Origin of the sequence: Enterobacter ludwigii, from assembly GCF_001750725.1 — a bacterium.
GTDB lineage: Bacteria > Pseudomonadota > Gammaproteobacteria > Enterobacterales > Enterobacteriaceae > Enterobacter > Enterobacter ludwigii.
Genome location: NZ_CP017279.1, coordinates 1457214 through 1477595, shown reverse-complemented (window position 1 = coordinate 1477595; position 20382 = coordinate 1457214). Strand labels below are relative to the sequence as shown.

General features: G+C 55.4%; 20 protein-coding genes. 11 read left to right on the top strand and 9 right to left on the bottom strand.

Going from position 1 to position 20382, the window contains the following annotated elements; genetic code table 11:
• The first annotated feature begins 19 nt into the window (after window positions 1-19).
• Entirely contained in the window at window positions 20-1249 is a 1230-nt protein-coding gene (pepT, locus tag BH714_RS06990) for a peptidase T (protein ID WP_020884177.1), read from the top strand.
• On the opposite strand, the gene tehB is transcribed toward pepT, so the two are convergent.
• Both tehB and tehA read right to left on the bottom strand, forming a co-directional pair.
• On the bottom strand, window positions 1246-1839 hold the full coding sequence (gene tehB / locus BH714_RS06985) for a tellurite resistance methyltransferase TehB (RefSeq protein WP_032678133.1): 594 nt from the start codon (window positions 1837-1839) through the stop codon (window positions 1246-1248). The two genes, pepT and tehB, sit on opposite strands and share 4 nt — an antisense overlap.
• Complete coding sequence (tehA, locus tag BH714_RS06980; protein ID WP_040017448.1) at window positions 1839-2840, bottom strand: dicarboxylate transporter/tellurite-resistance protein TehA; 1002 nt, start codon at window positions 2838-2840, stop codon at window positions 1839-1841. Before tehA ends, tehB begins: the two co-directional genes overlap by 1 nt.
• Before the next feature lie 122 nt (window positions 2841-2962).
• On the opposite strand from tehA, the gene ydcK reads away from it, so the two are divergent.
• Window positions 2963-3943 carry a YdcK family protein gene (gene ydcK / locus BH714_RS06975; RefSeq protein WP_025204226.1) on the top strand — a complete coding sequence of 327 codons (981 nt, stop codon included), beginning with the start codon at window positions 2963-2965 and terminating at the stop codon, window positions 3941-3943.
• On the opposite strand, the gene rimL is transcribed toward ydcK, so the two are convergent.
• From rimL to BH714_RS06955, 4 genes are all read right to left on the bottom strand, one after another.
• Window positions 3938-4486: a 50S ribosomal protein L7/L12-serine acetyltransferase gene (gene rimL / locus BH714_RS06970; protein ID WP_040017447.1), complete on the bottom strand. Its 549-nt coding sequence runs from the start codon at window positions 4484-4486 to the stop codon at window positions 3938-3940. The two genes, ydcK and rimL, sit on opposite strands and share 6 nt — an antisense overlap.
• A 47-nt stretch (window positions 4487-4533) precedes the next feature.
• Window positions 4534-6189: a glucan biosynthesis protein D gene (locus BH714_RS06965; RefSeq protein WP_025204228.1), complete on the bottom strand. Its 1656-nt coding sequence runs from the start codon at window positions 6187-6189 to the stop codon at window positions 4534-4536.
• A gap of 242 nt (window positions 6190-6431) precedes the next feature.
• A complete protein-coding gene (locus BH714_RS06960) occupies window positions 6432-7205 on the bottom strand; it encodes a transporter substrate-binding domain-containing protein (RefSeq protein WP_040017445.1) in 774 nt (257 codons plus the stop codon).
• Between the two features lie 10 nt (window positions 7206-7215).
• Complete coding sequence (locus tag BH714_RS06955; RefSeq protein ID WP_040017444.1) at window positions 7216-8385, bottom strand: pyridoxal phosphate-dependent aminotransferase; 1170 nt, start codon at window positions 8383-8385, stop codon at window positions 7216-7218.
• Window positions 8386-8498: 113 nt separating this feature from the next.
• Here BH714_RS06955 and BH714_RS06950 point away from each other — a divergent pair, with 113 nt between their 5' ends.
• The gene (locus tag BH714_RS06950; RefSeq protein WP_020884185.1) at window positions 8499-9356 is read left to right on the top strand and encodes a LysR family transcriptional regulator; all 858 of its coding nucleotides are present in this window, start codon (window positions 8499-8501) and stop codon (window positions 9354-9356) included.
• Here BH714_RS06950 and BH714_RS06945 read toward each other — a convergent pair.
• Window positions 9328-10833, bottom strand: coding sequence for a carboxylesterase/lipase family protein (locus BH714_RS06945; RefSeq protein WP_040017443.1), 1506 nt, complete (start codon window positions 10831-10833; stop codon window positions 9328-9330). The genes BH714_RS06950 and BH714_RS06945 overlap by 29 nt on opposite strands.
• A gap of 42 nt (window positions 10834-10875) precedes the next feature.
• Window positions 10876-12219 carry a 2-oxoadipate dioxygenase/decarboxylase HglS gene (gene hglS, locus BH714_RS06940; RefSeq protein WP_040017442.1) on the bottom strand — a complete coding sequence of 448 codons (1344 nt, stop codon included), beginning with the start codon at window positions 12217-12219 and terminating at the stop codon, window positions 10876-10878.
• A gap of 645 nt (window positions 12220-12864) precedes the next feature.
• Between hglS and BH714_RS06935 the strand changes: the two genes are divergently transcribed.
• From BH714_RS06935 to BH714_RS06900, 8 genes are all read left to right on the top strand, one after another.
• On the top strand, window positions 12865-13044 hold the full coding sequence (locus tag BH714_RS06935; protein ID WP_020884187.1) for a con-10 family general stress protein: 180 nt from the start codon (window positions 12865-12867) through the stop codon (window positions 13042-13044).
• 91 nt (window positions 13045-13135) lie between these two features.
• Window positions 13136-13630 carry a YciE/YciF ferroxidase family protein gene (locus BH714_RS06930; RefSeq protein WP_040017440.1) on the top strand — a complete coding sequence of 165 codons (495 nt, stop codon included), beginning with the start codon at window positions 13136-13138 and terminating at the stop codon, window positions 13628-13630.
• 23 nt (window positions 13631-13653) lie between these two features.
• Window positions 13654-13857: a hypothetical protein gene (locus BH714_RS06925; RefSeq protein ID WP_020884189.1), complete on the top strand. Its 204-nt coding sequence runs from the start codon at window positions 13654-13656 to the stop codon at window positions 13855-13857.
• A gap of 25 nt (window positions 13858-13882) precedes the next feature.
• Window positions 13883-14389 carry a ferritin-like domain-containing protein gene (locus tag BH714_RS06920; protein WP_014170004.1) on the top strand — a complete coding sequence of 169 codons (507 nt, stop codon included), beginning with the start codon at window positions 13883-13885 and terminating at the stop codon, window positions 14387-14389.
• Window positions 14390-14405: 16 nt separating this feature from the next.
• On the top strand, window positions 14406-15278 hold the full coding sequence (locus tag BH714_RS06915) for a manganese catalase family protein (protein ID WP_020884190.1): 873 nt from the start codon (window positions 14406-14408) through the stop codon (window positions 15276-15278).
• A 68-nt stretch (window positions 15279-15346) separates the two neighbouring features.
• On the top strand, window positions 15347-16750 hold the full coding sequence (locus BH714_RS06910) for a cytochrome ubiquinol oxidase subunit I (RefSeq protein WP_020884191.1): 1404 nt from the start codon (window positions 15347-15349) through the stop codon (window positions 16748-16750).
• Window positions 16750-17760: a cytochrome d ubiquinol oxidase subunit II gene (cydB, locus tag BH714_RS06905; RefSeq protein ID WP_014170001.1), complete on the top strand. Its 1011-nt coding sequence runs from the start codon at window positions 16750-16752 to the stop codon at window positions 17758-17760. Before BH714_RS06910 ends, cydB begins: the two co-directional genes overlap by 1 nt.
• 8 nt (window positions 17761-17768) lie before the next feature.
• Window positions 17769-19394, top strand: coding sequence for an alpha-amylase family protein (locus tag BH714_RS06900; protein WP_020884193.1), 1626 nt, complete (start codon window positions 17769-17771; stop codon window positions 19392-19394).
• Here the strand turns inward: BH714_RS06900 and BH714_RS06895 are convergent, their stop codons facing one another.
• Window positions 19395-20381, bottom strand: a complete 987-nt coding sequence (locus BH714_RS06895) for an SDR family oxidoreductase (protein ID WP_025204235.1) — start codon at window positions 20379-20381, stop codon at window positions 19395-19397.
• Window position 20382 lies beyond the last annotated feature (1 nt).

Below are 20382 nucleotides of genomic sequence, written 5' to 3'. Positions count from 1 at the left end.
AAATACAGAAGGAATCACTATGGGCTCGGCACTCTCCAGACAATTAACGCACCGCTTCTTCCGCTATCTCGCCATCACCAGCCAGAGCGATCCCAGAGTGAACACCCTTCCCTCTACGCCGGGCCAGCACGACATGGCGCGTGAGCTGGCCCAGGAGCTGGCCCAGCTGGGTTTAGACGATATTGTGATTGATGAATACGCGACGGTTACTGCGGTTAAAAAAGGTAATGTAGCCGGGGCGCCACGCATCGGTTTTATTACCCATATTGATACCGTCGATGTCGGTTTATCACCGGATATTCATCCACAAATATTAAAATTTACGGGTGAAGACCTCTGTTTGAATAAAGAGAAATCAATCTGGTTACGCGTAAAAGAGCATCCGGAAATTCTGGCTTACCCGGGTGAAGAGATTATTTTCAGCGACGGGACCAGCGTATTAGGCGCAGATAATAAAGCCGCCGTCACCGTGGTCATGACGCTGCTGGAAAACCTGACGCCAGAACATCAGCATGGCGACATTGTGGTCGCGTTTGTGCCGGATGAGGAGATCGGCCTGTGTGGCGCGAAGGCGCTGGATCTAAACCGTTTTGACGTTGATTTTGCCTGGACCATCGACTGCTGTGAGCTGGGTGAGATTGTTTACGAGAACTTCAACGCCGCGGCGGCAGAAATTCGCTTTACCGGCGTAACGGCTCACCCCATGTCCGCCAAAGGCGTGCTGGTTAACCCACTGCTGATGGCGACAGACTTCATCAGCCATTTTGACCGCCAGCAAACCCCGGAATGCACCGAGGGGCGTGAAGGCTATATCTGGTTTAACGGCATTCAGGCGGGGCAAAACGAGGCCGTCTTAAAAGCGAATATCCGTGATTTCGATAAAGCACAGTTTGCCGCCCGCAAGCAGCAGATTGCCGATGTCGCGGCGTTGATTGCCGGGCAGCATCCTACGGCAAAGGTGGAGTATCGCATTGAAGATACCTACAGCAATATCAGCAATGCGATTGGTGAGGATCGTCGCGCTATCGACCTGATGTTTGAGGCCATGGAATCCCTTGGGATCACGCCCAAACCGACGCCAATGCGCGGCGGTACTGACGGCGCAGCGCTCTCGGCAAAAGGCCTGCTCACGCCAAACTTCTTCACCGGCGCGCATAACTTCCACTCGAAGTTTGAGTTTTTGCCGCTGTCGTCGTTCGAGGCCTCATACAACACGGCCCTGCAGCTCTGCCTGCTGGCCGCCCGTTAAGCGGGCTTGCGCGCCAGCAGCGTGGCAAAACGCAGTTTGATGCGGTTACCGTTCTCGTCAGTGCGGTGCAGTTCGCCCACCTCTTCGTTGTACTTGAGCAACGCCCAGCCCTCGTAGTAGTTGCTCAGTTCACCGCTTTTGAACGCAAACGGGAAGCCGACGGTGCACGGGTAATCCGCCGTGTCCATCGCGGCAACAATCAGGTTATAACCGCCGGGTCTGGTGCAGCGCTGCATATTGCCGATCAGGCCCGGAATGGTTTTCGCTTCCAGGAACATCAGCACCACGGTAGAGAGAATAAAATCGTATTCGCCCTCAAAGCTCAGGTTGTTCAGATCTTTGATTGCCGTCTGCAGGTTTACGATGCCTTCTTCCGCTTTGATGCGCTCAATATTATCGATACTCAGTGGATTTTTATCCCACGCGGTCACGTCGTAACCGTTGGCTGCCAGATAGAGGCTGTTACGCCCGTTACCGCAGCCCAGATCCAACGTTTTACCCGGTTTCACAATGCCCGCGCTGTACAGCACTTCTGAGTGCGTACGGGTTAAGCCATATTTCTCTGTGAAGTAATTTTCATCAACAGCCATTATTGTTCCTCAGATTGCATAAGCAGCGCTTTATCAGTGCGCACCAGAAGTTTGCCCTGTATCAGCAAGATAAACGTTCGTACCAGCAGCATCCCGATGATGACATTGGTAAAGATAAACAGTGGGACGGCAATGGCGTGAAAAAAGCCCGACGGACTGCTCTGCCCAAGATGAAGCCCCGTGGTGGCCAGGGCCGACACGCCAAACGAGAAGCTCCAGAACGAGGCGTTAAACGGCTGGGATAAATACCATGGCATCAGCCGTAACATAAACAGCAGTTGCAACAGGCCGTAGCCGAACAGCATTTTGGCGAATGTATCCGCCTCACCGCCATTGACGCTAAACCAGGCGCTGCAGGCCACCAGCGCGGGGGCCAGCTGAATACCCAGCGAGGTTCGCAGCGCGGAAGGCAACTCCCCGGCGCTACGAAGTCGTTGCAAAATTACCGGCTCAAGGCTGAGCCAGGAAAAAACGCCCGCCCCGAGAAACACCAGCCCGGCATCGTTAAACCCCAGCGTGCCGCACGCCATGGCGCTGATAAAGTTGTTTGCTACCGTGGGCAGATATAACCCCGGCGTGGTGGCCTCTTGCGGATGGTTACCGCGCCATAATCCGGCGCTTTGCCAGGCAGCATAAGCCAGCTGTATCACCACCCCGACGCCAAATAACACCAGTGACACCGGGCGCAGCCAGGGCACAAAACCGATGGCGACCAGCATCGTTGTGGCGGGAAAAAGGCTGACAAAACTGCTCATCACCGGGTGGCGCATCTCGGCCAGCACACTTTGTGGGAAACGGATCGCCCGGGCGATAAACGCCACCGTCAGCAAAAACCAAATCACAATCGCAAGGGCCACCAGGCTCTCACCAGGCCAGCGCGTCACGGGCCAGAGCGTGCTGGCGTATCGCCAGGCGAACCCCATCCCAATGATGCCAAGCACCATACCGAAGTAACCCGCGGGCAGGTTAAGCACTTGTTGAGCGTTGTTATTTTTATTCATTAATTTGAATTTTTAAAATGTATTTTAAATGCCATTTTAAGGGGTTTCCGCGACGGATGCCAGCACTACGAAACGCCGAAAGTTTGCTACGTTTAGTGGAGACGCTTACCCGAGACTCCATGATGAAAAAGTACAGGCTCAGCGAGGACACCCGCCTCTGGCAATGGAAAAACGGCGAGACAACGCACACGACGTCGTTACGACAGATTATTGCCACGGCGAATTTTAACGACATCGTGAGCGGCACGAAAGGCGGCTGGGTTGAAGATGAGAGCGCCCTCGCGCACGAAGGCGACTGCTGGATCTACGATGAAAACAGCGTCGTCTTTGCCGGTGCGACGGTGTCCGGCAACGCCCGCCTTACCCTGCCTTGCATTGTCAGTCATGACGCGCAGATTGGCGACAACTGCTGGCTGGACGGCGCGGAGGTCAGTCACGGCGCGCGCATAAGTGACAACGTCACGATACAGCAATCCTGCGTACGCGGCGAATGCCATATTTTCGGCGAGGCGCGGGTGCTTCATAACAGCGTGGTGATTGCTGCCAAAGGGCTTACGCCGGACCATGAGCAGATCCTGAAAATTTATGACAAGGCGACGGTGAGCCAGTCCCGCATTGTGCATCAGGCGCAAATCTACGGCGAGGCAATGGTTAATTATGCCTTCGTTGAACACCGGGCGGAAGTTTTCGACAGCGCCATCCTCGAAGGCAACGATCTCAATAACGTCTGGGTATGTGACTGCGCAAAAGTGTACGGTAACGCCCGCGTCATTGCCGGTTTTGACGACGATGCCATCCCTACCGTCCGCTACAGCTCTCAGGTGGCTGAAAACGCGGTGGTGGAAGGAAATTGTGTCATTAAACACCACGTCCTGATTGGCGGTCAGGCCTGGCTGCGCGGCGGCCCTATCCTGCTGGACGATAAGGTCGTGATCCAGGGACGGGCGCGTATCAGCGGCGATGTGCTTATTGAGCATCGGGTTGAAATCACCGACGATGCGGTGATTGAGGCTTTTGCCGGTGAGAACATCCACCTACGCGGCGAAAAGGTGATTAACGGCGACCAGCGCATCACTCGTACGCCTCTGTTAGGGGCGTTATAGCGGGTAAATTTTGCCGTAGAGATTCACATCGTCATAACGGCCATTCAGAAACTCTGCTTCCCGCAGGCACCCTTCCAGCGTAAAACCGTTGCGCAGGGCAACGTTGTTGCTGGGTTTATTTGCCACCCGACACTTAATGACAAAACGGCGGATCTCGCCTCGCTCGACGTAATAGCGCATAAATGCCTGCAGCGCCTGCGACAGAATGCCCTGTCCCTGATGCGCCTCGTCCAGCCAGTAACCGATGTATCCGGCTTTGTTGGCGGGTTCAATTGCATTAAACGACAGCACGCCGACCAGGTCCTCATCCTTGAAAATCAGAAACATTTTGGCGTAGCCGCGCTGGTGCAGCATCTGATTACTCAGCACATTACGACGGGTGTCATCTTCGGTGCCCACATGCTGCGCCCAGTCAAAGGCGGTTTGCAGCCAGGCTTTGTTTCTGATGACCATGTTGTGCAAATCGGCGGTATAGCGCTCTTCGACGGCGCGAAGCTCGAGATGGTCAGTCACCGGGATAATTTCAGATTCAGTGGCGGTCATGGTCCCTTCCCGTCACCCTCTCCCCGCCGGGGAGAGGGAATAAATGGTCAACGCATGATGCGATCGTCAACGTAGTTACGTTTGTCCGGCGCAGGCGGGAAATACTGATACAGCCAGGTCTCACTGATCGCATCTCCCTGACAGCGCAGGAACAGGCGCATGTCCACCGGTTCGGTCGAATCCGAGGTAGGATACCAGTCGAACAGAATGCGATAGCCGTCAAACGGCTCAACGTAGAGGATCTCAACCTGCTTCGCTTCGCCGCTGGAGAGGGTAATGACCGGCTCAATGCCTTTTGGCGCGGCAGCTTTCAGATCGCCCCCGACGAAGTCGATAGCAAAGCGACGGGCCCACACTTTCGGGTAGTTTTCGCCCGGCGCCCAGCCTTCCGGGAACCCACCCATACCGGTACGGGTCGCGAAGACATTCGCCAGTGGGGAACGGACCGGCGGCATGGCGCTCCAGTAAAGACGGTATTTAAAGTCCAGCTCATCGCCCGCTTTCACCGGTTTTTCTGGCTGCCAGAAGCAGACCACGTTATCCAGTGTTTCACCCGTTGTCGGGATCTCCATCAGGCCAACCGCACCTTTACCCCAGTCGTTACGCGGCTCCACCCAGAGGCCTGGGCGTTTGTTATACCAGCCCATGACGTCCTGATAATGTGAGAAATCGCGATCGAGCTGAAGCAAGCCGAACCCTTTCGGGTTTTTGTCCACAAACGCATTGAACTGCAGCTTCTGCGGGTTGTTCAGCGGACGGCAAATCCACTCCCCGTTACCGCGCCACATGGCGAGACGGTCGGAGTCATGAATTTGCGGGTGGATGGTATCGCACATGCGGCGTTCGTTTGTACCGCAGCTGAACATACTGGTCATCGGCGCAATGCCGAGCTGTTTAATGTCTTTACGCGCATAGAGATGGTTTTCCACCTCCATGATCACCTGGCTCTTCTCGCAGTGGATCACGAACTTATACGCACCGGTGATGCTTGGGCTGTCCAGCAGCGTATAGACGGTGAAGGTGGTGTCGCCCGGTTTGACGGTTTCGAACCAGAACGCGGTGAAGTCAGGAAACTCTTCCGGCGTGTCTGTAAAGGTATCCACCGCCAGACCCCGCGCGGAAAGACCATACTGATAGGTATCATCAACCGCACGGAAATAGCTCGCCCCCAGGAATGAGACGATATCACGACGCGCCAGTTCTGGTGCCTTGAAGGCGCGGAAACCGGCAAACCCAAGATCGCTTTGCCCTTCCAGCTGCTTCGTATCAACACCGGTTTCACCGTAGCTGAACAGCTCAGGACGGAAGTGGATTTCGCGCGCCTGTGACGTTGACTGATCCAGCGAGAACATGCGCACGCGGCGACGGAAACCCATGCCCATATGGAAGAACTGCACGTCCAGCTGACGGCCTTCAATGTTATTCCACAGTGACTGTTTTTCATCGTAACGGATGGCGTTATAGGCCTGCGGCGTCATGGTCGCCAGCGTGTCCGGTAACGGTCGCGGTGCTCCGCCCCACGGGGTTTTCGCCAGGTCATGGGCCATGGATTGCAGTACGGAGAAGTCAAAACGACGGCTCTGACCGTCAGCGATGTCAGAGTCAGCAGCGTAAGCCGCTTTGGAAAACAGGGAAGCAAGGCCAGTTGTGCCGCTCAGGGCTGCCATTGCCAGCGAGCCTTTTAGAAAACGTCTGCGATTCATGCCTGGAAAAACGTCCTTATGGTCGTGTGAATGTGTTTCGCACTCGGCGAAATGACGGCAAGAAAGAACGCACAGCCTAAACAAAAATGGTTAAGAATCCAATTGTTGGGCGGCGATTATCTATACAAAGTGCGAAATATTTTCTGTCGACCAGAACGACCCGAAAAAGGTGTAAAGAAAGGTATAAAGACGTGTATAAAAATGCCCCGGCTGGACATCGTCAGTCGGGGCAAATGAGGCGGTTATTTTACGCTGACATCGATACCTGGGAAGTACTTATCAGCGAGTTTAGCGATCGTGCCATCGGCACGCACTTTATCAATTGCGGCATCAAGTTGCTTTTTGGTGGCCTCGTCCCCTTTACGCAACCCAAAGCCGATCCCACTGCCGAGGATAGTGTCGTCCGACACCGGTTTGCCGATAAAGCCAAACCCTTTCCCCTGCGGCTTGCTGAGGAAACCTGCCTGCCCGGCCGCGGACATAACCAGCGAGGCGTCGATACGGCCATTCAGCAGATCGCCCCAGGCCATATTCTGATCTTTATAAGACACCACGGTGACACCCTGCTTTTCCCAGTGCTCTTTCGCGTAGGTTTCCTGAATGGAGCCCTGCAGGACACCGATGGTTTTGCCCTTAAGCCCCGCGGGCGTTGCCTCTACCGCGGTACCGGCCTTGCCAACGAGCTGCGACGGGATGCGGTAAATCGGCTGGGTAAAATCAATACTTTTACGTCGCTGTTCGGTGATGTTCATCGCCGAGTTAATGGCATCAAATTTCTTCGCCACCAGGCCCGGTATTAACGCATCAAAAGAGGTTTCAACCCAGGTGCATTTCAGCGCTGCGGCTTTGCAGATGGCATTGCCCAGCTCAACGTCAAACCCTTCCAGTTCGCCAGCAGCATTTCGGCTTTCAAACGGCGGATATTCCGCCTCCAGCCCGTACCGCAGTTCGATGGCAGCGAATGACGAAAACGTACACAGCAATCCCATGCCGACAACTAACGCGCGTAATTTCATCTCCAACTCCTTAGCGTGGTTTAACCCGACACAGGGCCTGGGCACCTGCCCGTAACGTCGCCTCATCTTTCGCAAAAGAGAGACGAATCAATTTATTATCCGTACCATCCGCATAAAACGCCGACAGCGGAATGGTGGCCACTCCATACTCAACGATCAGCCGTTTCACCAGTTCACTGTCGCGCTCATCGCTAAACTGGCTGTAGTCGGCCAGCAGGAAAAACGAACCGGCGCTCGGCAAGAGTCTGAACGGTGATGCCTCCAGCAAACTTTGCAGCAGATCGCGTTTGCGCTGATAAAACGCCGCCAGCGACAGCCAGGTTTGCGGGTCAATCATGTGTTCTGCAAACGCATGCTGCATTGGCGTATCGGCCGAAAACATCAGAAATTGATGGACTTTACAAATCTCATCCATCAGTACCGCCGGAGCAACACAGTAACCCACACGCCAGCCGGTCACGTGATAGGTTTTTCCGAAGGAAGAGATAATGACGCTACGCTCCGCCAGTTGCGGATGTGTCGCCATACCGTGGTGCGGTTCACCATCAAAGACGACGTGTTCGTACACTTCGTCAGACAAAATAATGATATCGGTATTGCGGGTCACCGCCACCAGCTGCTGCAGGTCCTCTGCTGAAAAGACCTGCCCGCTCGGGTTGTGCGGGGTATTGATGATAATCATGCGCGTACGCGGGGTGATCGCCGCACGGACTTCATCCCAGTTGACGGCAAACTCCGGCACCGTCAGTTTAATGGCAACCGGCATGGCCCCCTGCAGGCGAACAATCGGGGCGTAACTGTCAAACGACGGTTCAAAGTAGATCACTTCGTCGCCCGGGTGCACCAGCCCGCTGATCGCCGAATAGAGTCCTTCACTGGCACTGGCGGTGACCAGCACTTCGCTGGCCGGGTCATAGCGCGTGCCGTAGAGGGTGGCAATTTTATCCGCAATACGCTCTTTAAGTGGCTGCAGGCCGGTCATTGCCGCGTACTGGTTGTGCCCTGCCTCCATCGCCCGGGTCACCCCGGCGACCAGTTTGGGATCGCAGGAAAAATTGGGTGCACCCTGAGAAAGATTGATGGCGTTATGCCGGGCGGAGAGCTGGCCGATAACGGTAAAAATCGTGGTTCCCACATCGGGTAATTTGGAACGGGTGTGCACCGGAGTGTGTAACGTCATCCTCTTTCCTTTCTCATGATGAATGCATAACTATTCAAACAACAAGTCAGTTGTCGGGACAATCGAATTGTTGTCATAATAGCCATGAGAAAAACGCATACCTGAGGTGTTTAATGTCACGCCGTTCGCTCCCGCTTAATGCCATTGATGCCTTTTTAGTCACCGCGCGTCATCTGAATCTGACCCATGCCGCAACAGAACTCTGTCTGACGCAGGGAGCCGTGAGTCGCAAAATCGCCACCCTTGAAGCGTGGTTCGGCTTTCCGCTGTTTGAGCGCCATGCGCGCGGACTGCGCCTCTCCCCACAGGGCAGCGCCCTGCTTCCGGAATTGCAATCCACTTTTGAAACGCTGCTGACCCTGGCCGATCGGGCCCGTACCCAGCAAACCGTGATCCGACTCAAAGCACCCACCTGCGCCATGCGCTGGCTGGTGCCTCGTCTGCTGGAGGTGGAGCGTGAGCAACCGGATCTGCAGATCGCATTGACCACTACCACCGACCATAACGTCAATTTCAAAACGGAATCTTACGACGCGGCCATTGTATTTGGCACCCATATGAGCGCGGGCGATCTGCTGTTTGAAGAGGCGTTAACCCCGGTAATGAGCCCCCTGCGAGCAGGTTGCGAACTGGGTGCGTTAACCTTCCTTCACCCGACACGGGATAAGACAGACTGGTCCTTGTGGCTGGCGAAGCAGGAAGGCCCGGGGGTTGTTATGCACAAAAATCAACACTTCGACACGATGGACCTTGCCATCACGGCCGCCATTCAGGGGCTGGGGGTGGCCATTGCCGACGAAACGCTGGTGGAAGAAGATGTCCGCGCCGGAAGGCTGGCGCGGCCTTTTGAGAGCAGCATTAAAACGGGTGCGAGCTACAGACTGGTTCTGCGCGAATCGCCTGGCCAGGAAAATGGGCTGGCGGCGTTTCGCGCCTGCCTGCTCAGTCGAGGCTCACATGGTGTTTCATGACGCGCTTAAAGAGACTCATGCGCGCGCGCATAAAGCGGTTTTCAAGCCTGAAACCTGCATGTTTATTCACGCCGATACGTAGCAGCACGTCCCTTCCTTTTCGACAGGCCGGCCAGTGCGTCGGGCCAGGAAGACTTTCCCGGTGACCGGCGTCACGCGCAAAACTCACCCAATAATCTGCAACCTGCGCTGCGAATTGCCGGTCTCGCGCATTAACGTAGTGGCAGGAAGGCTCAATCTCACCAAGGGTGTCAAACACGTACGGCACCTCATTACCGTGCCAGGCACCGTTGATATAGGTTGCGTGCTCTGCTTCCGCCACATAGTCGAACCAGTAACGCCAGCACAAGCCGCCCACGCGCTGTTGGGCCTGCATCACCACATATCCCATGGTGGTAAAAGCCATATCCCGGCACACCTGCCTGCCAAGCTCCACATCCCCTTTCACACCTGGATAAAGCAGTTTGATCAGCCCCAGTCCAAAACGACGTTCACGGCGAAGCTTCTGGATCTGACCGGCGAGATCGATACCAAATACCGCCATCACGCTGGCTTCGTCACTGTTCGACCCAATCATCACCGGAACAGGATGCTGACGCGCGGCAAAGAACACATCGAGCATTGATTCCGGCAGAACACAGTCTCCGACGATGGGTGCCGGGGCGATGTTCAGCGGCGCGGCCAGCGGCCAGAACGCTTCGGGGGGAATGGCACGTAACTGTTCTGCTGACGCCTCCTCAAGGCCGAAATGCGCCGCCAGCGCTTCCCCTTTTTGCAGGGCCTGTTCCCGCGGCGTATCCGGCAGGGTGTATCCGCTTTGCACAATCGCCTTGTGGAAGAGTCCCTTCGCCAGCGGAGACGCCAGCAGCGACAGCACGCTGCGCGCGCCGGCGGATTCACCAAACAGGGTGACGTTGTCAGGATCGCCACCGAAAGCGGCAATATTCTCCCGAACCCATTCAAGGGCGGCAATCTGATCCAGCAGCGCAAAGTTATGCACCACCCGGTCTTCTTCTCCTTCCAGCGCGGGATGGGCAAAGAAGCCAAGGTGACCAAGACGGTAATTGATCGTCACAACCACCACGCCGCGCGTTGCCAGCGCCTTACCGTTATAGGGCGGCAGGCCACCCGCGCCAATGGTAAACCCCCCGCCGTGTAGCCAGACCATGACGGGAAGCAGCGCCGGGCGCTCGACGGGTGACCAGACGTTAAGATACAGACAATCTTCTGAGAACCGGCCGGGATCGCCGCCGCCTAACGCCTGGCAATACTCACTGTTCTGCCAGCTTGAGGGCGAAAAAGCGGTGGCCAGACGCAGCCCCTCCCAGCGTTCAGGCGGCCGTGGCGAACGCCAGCGCCAGTTGCCAACGGGAGGCGCCGCATAGGGAATACCACACCAGAGATGTACGTTTTCATCCGTTAAACCAGACAGTGCGCCCTGGCGCGTTTCAATCACAGGGGCGGAGGGATTTTGCATAACAACCTTCTGTTTCCATCACACCCCAGAAGAGTAACGATTTCAGAGCAAACCGCAACGCTGTTTGCTGCGGATTTCAGCCTCCTGATAGAGCATGAACTCATCGTACACCGGGCAACCCAGCGCCGCTTCGAACGCGTCGCGACTGGCGTTACCGTGGCTACGCGCCTGGGTTTCATTGCCCAGATTCGACTGGAAAATCCCTGCGGCGCTGACCGGGAGGAAATCTTCATAGGTGATCGGCTGAGCGACAACCCACCCGCGCTCAATTAACGGCTGTGGATCGTCTCCCGGACGAAACGCATGTCGATGCGCTTCCCCGGATGGCGTCAGGCGATAGCGGAAATAGGCGAGTTCCTGACGGCGCATCAACAATTCGCTGTCCGGGAAGACGCTGAAGATCTCGCGCAAATGGAGCTGGTGCGTCATGTTGTCTTTACCGGTACCGGCTTCTGCAAGCAGGCTGTCATAAAGCGCACGACCTTTTGGCGTCAGCGCCACGCCGCGCTGTTCAATTTCGCCAAAGCGCGCGGTATGCGTTCCTGTATGCTCCCCGGCAAACAGCACCGGCTCTTCCAGCGCTTTAAAGCTGGTCTGGCGCAGTAATACGGGAACCTCGCGACGCGGTGGTCCTTCAATCAGAATTTTGGGTTCAATCCCGTACTTCGGCATCAGCTCCTGCACCCGGTCAATATCCAGCGTACGTGGCGTGAGGTGGTTGATATGGCACCCCGGGAAACAGACCACATCCGCAATCAGTCGGTGCTCGTTATGCAATGCCAGATAGGTCTCCTGGTCGACCGTCGCATGACGATGCCAGCGGAAGGTTTCTAACGCCTCCTGTACAAATGCCTGCGCCTGCGCATCCGTAAAGTGCCCTTCTGCCTCATGCAGCGCGATAAGTTCCAGACAACGCGGGGTAAAGATATTGCGGTGAGACAGGATCTCCGCGGCACGCTCACGCAGGACGACGTTGTCAATCAGTTCGAGGCGCAGCAGCGAGGTAAAGATACGAAACGGATTTCGGCACAGCGCCGCATCATCGACCGGGCGGAACGCCGTGGAGTGGACGGGCACGCCCGCCTGAGAGAGGTCATAATAGCTGACCGGGTACATCCCCATAATGGCAAACATACGACGCAAGGTCGAAAGCTCTTGCGCGGTACCCACGCGGATCGCCCCATGACGCTCCACATTCAGGCGCGCCAGTTCATCCGCGTTCGCCAGTTGTTCATGTAATAGTGGGTTATTTTCCAGAACCGCCAGGTTTACGTCCGCAACCAGGTCGAGCAAGGTGCCGTACTGCGGAACTTCCTGCTGGTACATCGCCGACATAGCCTGCGAAAAGTGTTCCCGAATATCATCAGCCGTGATGGTGTTCGCCATGATGTCATGCCTCCAGTGAATATTACCTGGAGTGTAGAGAAACCCGTTCCCTCTGGGGGGAAGAATTTCCGATTTGTGATCTTAAGACAGGAGTGGTTAAAGCGTGTGCTGGCCTGCCCCTGACACCCATATGACCTGGCAGATTCACCTTCTCTAAATGTAGATTCACCTTCTCTAAATAAAGCGTTTTCTGATCAAACTGTATTATTAATAACCTCATCGCTTAACCATTAAGAGGTAATAAATAGCATTATCTTAAGAGGTAATATCTCATTAAAAACAAATATCAGTGGCATATATCTTATTTCGTTAACGCAACAAGCGGATTTCCAATATTTTTCCTTAAGATTAATCTGTAATTTTTAGACTGCCGCACGCGCTTCAGGCATAAACAATGCAAGAAAAACAGTTATCCCCTGCGGCTCGCGGATTAACTCCATGAAGACAGGCAGTTAACCGCAAGCCATCCAGGATATATTCATATTAAACGAAGCGTTAACCATCAGAAATATCTCAGCAACGAAGCGATGGTTTACAAAACATATTTGACGAATATGAAACACCGACTAAAGTTATTATTCGAACGACGAGTGATACGGAATATTTTCGTATCTTAACTGACATAACCAATATATGAGGTTTAATATGGCAGAGCATCGTGGTGGTTCCGGTAATTTCGCACAAGACCGTGAAAAAGCATCAGAAGCTGGACGTAAAGGTGGCCAGCACAGCGGCGGTAATTTTAAAAACGATCCGCAACGCGCATCTGAAGCAGGTAAGAAAGGAGGAGAAAACAGCCACGGTGGTGGCCGTAAAAACTCCTGATCTGATGTAAATCTCTTTTATTTAAAACAGAGAGCATGCTGCGGGCCTCCAGGCTCGCAGTACCCCTTCTTTATTTTACCGGAGCGTAATGATGAATATGAAAAGTGTCGAAGATGTGTTTATTCACCTCCTGTCCGATACCTACAGCGCTGAGAAGCAGCTGACCCGCGCGCTCGGCAAACTGGCTCGTGCTGCCTCCGGTGAAAAACTGAGCGCAGCCTTTAGTGCACACCTTGAAGAGACGCAGGGTCAGATTGAGCGTATCGACCAGATTATCGAGCAAGAATCTGGCCTTAAGCTCAAGCGTATGAAGTGCGTAGCAATGGAAGGCCTGATTGAAGAGGCCAATGAGGTCATCGAGAGCACCGAGAAAAATGAGGTGCGTGACGCCGCATTAATTGCCGCAGCACAAAAAGTGGAGCATTACGAAATTGCCAGTTACGGTACCCTCGCCACATTAGCAGAACAACTGGGCTATAAAAAAGCCGTTAAACTTCTGGCCGAAACGCTGGAAGAAGAGAAAGAAACCGATCTTAAACTTACCGACCTGGCCGTAGGCAATATTAACCAAAAAGCGCAAAAATGACGCTATAGCAAAGGTTAAATAAAATGAGCATCAGTCCCAGGACTATTAAACGGTGCCATTTAACGGCAGCAATAATATGGTTCATACTCGCTATCCCTTCCGTTTTATGGTGGAAGAGCAGCGTGCTATGGGTCATTATCATCAGTATCTACGCCAATATTGTCGGCCATTTATCTGGCTACAGTGCTGCGCGTGCCGATCAGGCTGCTGAGAGTGAGACCAAATAAGCGACACCATAATGAGGACATTATAATGAATCACGTAGAACACTACCATGACTGGCTACGCGATGCCCATGCGATGGAAAAGCAAGCCGAATCTATGCTGGAATCCATGGCCAGCCGTATCGATAATTATCCCGATGTTCGCGCCAGAATTGAGCAGCATATTAGTGAAACAAAGCGACAAATTACCTTACTGGAAGAGATCCTCGACCGTAATGATATTTCTCGTTCGGTTTTAAAAGATTCGATGAGTAAAATGGCGGCGCTCGGACAATCCATTGGCGGGATGTTCCCCTCTGATGAGATCGTCAAAGGGTCTATCAGCGGCTATGTTTTCGAACAGTTTGAAATAGCCTGCTACACCTCCCTGCTGGCCGCGGCCAAAAAAGCGGGCGACATGGCTTCCGTGCCCGCCATCGAGAGTATCCTGGCGGAAGAGCGCGAGATGGCCGACTGGCTGATTCGCCACATTCCACAGACCACCGAACAGTTCCTGCTGCGTTCAGACGCATCCGGTGTCGAAGCAAAAAAATAACCTCAGGAGAGAAGACATGTTTCGACACGTCAAACAATTACAATATACGGTTCGGGTTGCCGAACCGAATCCCGGCCTTGCCAATTTATTACTGGAACAATTCGGCGGTCCTCAGGGCGAGCTGGCCGCCGCCTGCCGTTACTTCACTCAGGGGCTGAGTGATGACGACCCGGGTCGTAAAGATATGCTGATGGATATCGCGACCGAAGAGTTAAGCCACCTTGAAATTATCGGTACCCTGGTGGGTATGCTTAATAAAGGGGCTAAAGGCGCACTGGCGGAGGGCGTGGAAAATGAAGCCGAGCTGTATCGGTCCATGACCGAAAACGGTAACGACAGCCATATCACCTCCCTGCTTTACGGTGGCGGTACTCCGTTGACCAACTCCGCCGGGGTGCCGTGGACGGCGGCTTATGTCGACACCATTGGCGAGCCGACCGCCGATCTGCGCTCAAATGTGGCTGCCGAGGCCCGAGCGAAGATCATCTATGAACGGCTGATTAACGTCACGGACGATCCGGGCGTGAAGGATGCGCTGGCGTTTCTGATGACGCGTGAGGCGGCGCACCAGCTCTCCTTTGAGAAGGCGCTTCAGTCCATTCGTAATAATTTCCCTCCGGGAAAACTGCCGCCAATCGAGGAATACACCAACAAGTACTACAATATGTCTGAAGGTGGAGAGGTTCGCGGAAGCTGGAACAGCGATAAACATTTCGACTACGTTGAATCCCCCCAACCTGCCGTTGACGGCGGTGACGGGAGTGCAAGCGTGACGCTGACGACCGAGCAGGCCACGCTGGTCAAAGCGATGTCGGCCCGCACGAAGTCCGATCCACATTCCGACCCGCTGACCGGCGCCGAACTGGGTGCCGGGAAGAAAAAACCGTAACCGATTTTGCCAGGCAGCCCCGGACTGCCTGGCAATCCTCGTGCGCAACAGTTCCAGAGGTACGGACCATGTTCGAACTCGACGCATTTCATCTCGCCAGAATCCAGTTCGCTTTTACCGTCTCGTTCCATATTCTATTCCCGGCGATCACCATCGGTCTTGCCAGCTATCTGGTGGTGCTCGAAGGGATGTGGCTTCGCACCAAAAATGAGGTGTGGCGCTCGCTGTACCATTTCTGGCTAAAGATATTTGCCGTTAACTTCGGTATGGGGGTCGTTTCCGGTCTGGTCATGGCCTATCAGTTCGGCACTAACTGGAGCGGATTCTCACAGTTTGCCGGCAGTATTACCGGCCCGCTCCTGACCTATGAAGTCTTAACCGCCTTCTTCCTCGAAGCCGGATTTCTTGGCGTGATGCTGTTCGGCTGGAACAAGGTCGGCCCGGGCCTGCACTTCTTCTCGACCTGTATGGTCGCGCTGGGTACGCTGATGTCCACCTTCTGGATCCTCGCCTCCAACAGCTGGATGCACACGCCCCAGGGGTTCAGTATTCAGAACGGTCAGGTCATTCCGGAGGACTGGCTGGCCATCATTTTTAACCCCTCCTTCCCTTACCGTCTCATTCACATGGCTATCGCCGCGTTCCTGAGCAGCGCGCTGTTTGTGGGGGCGTCGGGCGCATGGCATCTGCTGCGCGGCAACGACACGCCCGCGATACGCACTATGTTTTCCATGGCGATGTGGATGGCCCTGCTGGTCGCGCCCATTCAGGCCGTCGTCGGTGATATGCATGGCCTGAATACCCTCGAACATCAGCCGGCCAAAATTGCCGCCATCGAAGGTCACTGGGAGAACCCGCCAGGCGAAGCGACACCGCTGCTGCTGTTTGGCCTGCCGGATATGGAGCAGGAGCGCACCCGCTACGCGCTGGAAATTCCTGCCCTTGGCAGTCTGATTCTGACCCACAGCCTGGATAAACAGGTCCCGGCACTGAAAGACTTCCCAAAAGAAGATCGCCCGAACTCACCGATTGTTTTCTGGTCATTCCGCATTATGGTCGGCATGGGTCTGCTGATGATCACGCTGGGTCTGGTCAGCGTCTGGCTACGCTATCGCCATCGACTCTACCAGTCGCGGCCCTTCCACTGGTTCGCGCTGTGCATGGGACCGGCGGGCCTACTGGCGCTGCTGGCCGGCTGGGTCACCACCGAAGTGGGCCGTCAGCCGTGGGTGGTGTATGGCTATCTGCGCACGATCGACGCGGTCTCGCTGCACAGCACGCTGCAGATGAGCATCAGCCTGCTGGCCTTCTTTGTGGTCTATTCGTCGGTGTTTGGCGTGGGCTACGTCTACCTGATTCGGCTTATCAAGAAAGGTCCGCAGCCCGTTGATACGTTGACGTCAAATACCTCGGGCACCCCTGCCCGTCCGCTGTCTGCCGCTGAGTCTGTTCCGGAACAGGAGAGAAACTGATGGGCGTCGATATCTCAGTTATCTGGTTTGCCATCATCGTGTTCGCCACGCTGATGTATATCATCATGGATGGCTTTGATTTGGGCATCGGGCTGCTTTTTAACTTCGTGGGCGATGCCAGAGAGCGTGACGTAATGGTCAACAGCGTGGCGCCGGTGTGGGACGGCAACGAGACCTGGCTGGTGCTCGGCGGTGCGGGGTTGTTCGGCGCGTTTCCGCTGGCCTATGCGGTGATTATTGATGCACTGACCATCCCTCTTACCGCCATGTTGATTGGCCTTATCTTTCGCGGCGTGGCCTTTGAGTTCCGCTTTAAGGCAACGCCTTCGCACCGCAAGTTCTGGGACTACGCCTTCGCCGGCGGCTCTTTGCTTGCCACCTTCAGCCAGGGGGTGGTGGTGGGAGCAGTGATTAACGGCTTTGACGTTGAGGGCCGGCGTTTTGTCGGCTCCGCCCTTGACTGGTTAACGCCCTTCAATCTTTTCTGCGGCATCGGGTTGGTAGTGGCCTACACCCTGCTCGGTACCACGTGGCTTATCATGAAAAGTGAAGGCGCATTGCAAAACCGCATGCGTGAACTGACCCGGCACGTGCTGCTGGCGCTGGTGGTGGTGATCGCGGTGGTGAGTATCTGGACGCCGCTCGGCTGGCAGTACGTTGCCGACCGCTGGTTTACCTTCCCCAACTTCATCTGGTTCCTGCCGGTTCCCCTGCTGGTAGGCGTGTTTAGCCTGTGGATCTGGCGACTGACGCGCAACCCGGCCAGCCACTCGCGTCCCTTCCTGCTGACCCTTGGGCTGATCTTCCTCGGATTCAGCGGTCTGGGAATTAGCCTGTGGCCTAACATTATTCCGCCGCACATTACCCTGTGGGAGGCTGCGGCACCACCGGCCAGCCAGCTGTTTATGCTGGTCGGAACGTTACTGATTATTCCGGTGATTCTGGTGTACACCGCCTGGAGCTACTACGTTTTCCGGGGCAAAGTTTCCGACACGGAAGGTTATCACTGAGGTGAACTATGGCAGACTGGCATACCCGAGCCATTATTTATCAGATTGATACTGCACTCTTTTATGATTTAAACGGCGATGGCTGCGGGGACATCGCCGGGATTGGCGCAAAGCTGCGCTACATTCGCCGCATGGGGGCGACGGTTATCTGGATCACCCCTTTCTACCTCACCCCGTTTCTGGATGAAGGCTACGACGTCAGCGACCATCTGCAGGTTGATCCTCGCTTCGGAAAGCTGGCCGACATTATCGCCTTTATTGAACAGGCCCGGGAGCTGGGTATGCAGGTCATTATTGAGCTGTTGATTCAGCACACCTCGGACGCCCATCCCTGGTTTCAGCAGGCTCGCCGCAACCCAACTTCACCTTTTCGTGACTACTATATCTGGTCGGATAATAACGAGGACGATACCTCCCCGATGTTTCCCGGCGTGGAAGAGAGCGTCTGGACATGGGATGACGAGGCCGGGCAATACTACCGACATATGTTCTATCACCACGAGCCCGACCTGAATCTGACCTGCCCCGCGCTGCTCAACGAGATCGAAAATATTATCCTCTTCTGGCTCAAGCTCGGGGTGTCGGGATTTCGCCTCGATGCCGCAACGCACCTGACCGCGCAGGCAGGCGGCGGTGACGAGAAAAAGGGGTTATGGATCCTGGAGCATATGCGCCGCCTTATTGAAGCACGTAATCCGGAAGCGATCCTGCTCGGTGAGGTGGACGTCGACGTGGAGGCGTATAAAGACTATTTCGGCGAAAATAACCGTCTGAATCTGGTGCTGAATTTCTGGCTCAATAAGTATTTCTACGTCAGCCTTGCCAGGAAAAGCGCCCGACCGCTGCGCAATGCCATAAAGAAGATGATTGTCCCGCCTGACTCGTGCTGCTTTGCCAACTGGCTGCGCAACCACGATGAGTTGGATCTGGAAGGGATCGGTAAAAAAGAGAAACAGATTGTGGTCGACACATTCGCCCCTGACGAAGAGATGAACGTCTACCAGCGCGGGATACGACGCCGTCTGGCACCGATGTTAAAGGGCGATCAAAAACGGCTGGCGTTCTGCCACGCGGTGCTCTTCTCACTCCCGGGCGTGCCGGTCATGCGCTATGGCGATGAGATTGGCATGGGTGATGATCTGACGCTGGAAGAGCGCTATGCCGTGCGTACGCCAATGCAGTGGGCGGGGTCAGAAGGCGGTGGCTTTTCAGCAGCGGATCCTGAGCGGTTTATCGCCCCGATCATCGATCGCGGTCCCTGGCGTTACCAGAAAATCAACGTGGCCGATTCCCTGCTGCACCGCAATTCCCTGCTGCACCGGATCATCGACATGGCCAATACGCGCTCTGAATTTCCGGAGATTGCTGTCGCACCGTTTCGTCTCATCAATATTGATGATGACGCGGTGCTGGGCATTTATTACGAGGCCGAAGCGCGCAGTATCCTTACCTTCGTTAACTTTAGCGACAAGCCGGTCCAGTTTACCGCCCGCGGGATCCGTCACGCCACCTGGACCGCCTGCCTGGCGGATAAACGCTATGACGACGCGCTGATCTGTGGCAAAACCGTCCAGCTTACCCTCAGCGGCTACGGCTATCGCTGGTTCTGGACTAACCGTAGCGCGCTGCGCTGATTACCTTTTACGCCGGGTCATCAGCCGCGTCAGCACAACGCCCGCCACCGCGAGGGAGCCTAACAGGACTTTCCCGGGCACACCTGACGTGATAGCCGTGGCGCGGTTTTTCGCTTCCGGGGTAAAACGTCCATGGATTTTGTGCAGGTCGTTGACCGGCTGGTCGAGATAATCCTGGCGATCCCGGTCATTCAGATCGTCAGTCATCTGACCTTCCCAGGCCTTCTTCACCATCAGCCGGTCCAGGAAACCCGGGAAGAGGAATTGTCCGACGATCGACTGAATGGTACTGCTGCCCACCCACAGTTCGCGCACCGGTTTTTGCGCGACCTTAAAAATCGCGCTCGCCGCGACTTCAGGCTCAAACACCGGCGGAACCGGACGCATAGCCCAGGCGAATTTGTTTCTTGCCCAGTCAAACTGCGGTGTATTCAGCCCCGGCATCTGCACCATTGAGAGCTGCACCCGGCTGTTCTCATGCATCAGTTCCGTGCGCACCGCATCGGTGAATCCCCGAATCGCCGCTTTGGCGCCGCAGTAGGCCGATTGCAACGGGATCGAGCGGTAGGCCAGCGCGGACCCGACCTGAATAATCACGCCGCGATCGCGTGGCACCATCAATTCCAGCGCGGCGCGGGTTCCGTTTACGAAGCCAAGATAGGTCACGTCAGTGACGCGGCGAAATTCATCCGGCGTCAGGGTACGAAACGGTGCCAGCACCGCACCCATCGCATTGTTAACCCATACATCAATCGCGCCGAGGCGATATTCAATCTCGTTTGCCGCGTCCACCACCGCCTGGCTGTCGGCGACATCCGCCTGTACCGCACAGGCTTTAACGCCAAATCGCGTTAACTCCTCCTGGGTCGAGTGCAGGCTTGTCTCATCGCGGGCAATAATCCCCACATCGTAGCCTGCCTTTGCGAAGTGCAGCGCCGTTGCCTTTCCCACACCCGCCGTACCGCCGGTAATGACAATCACAGCCATA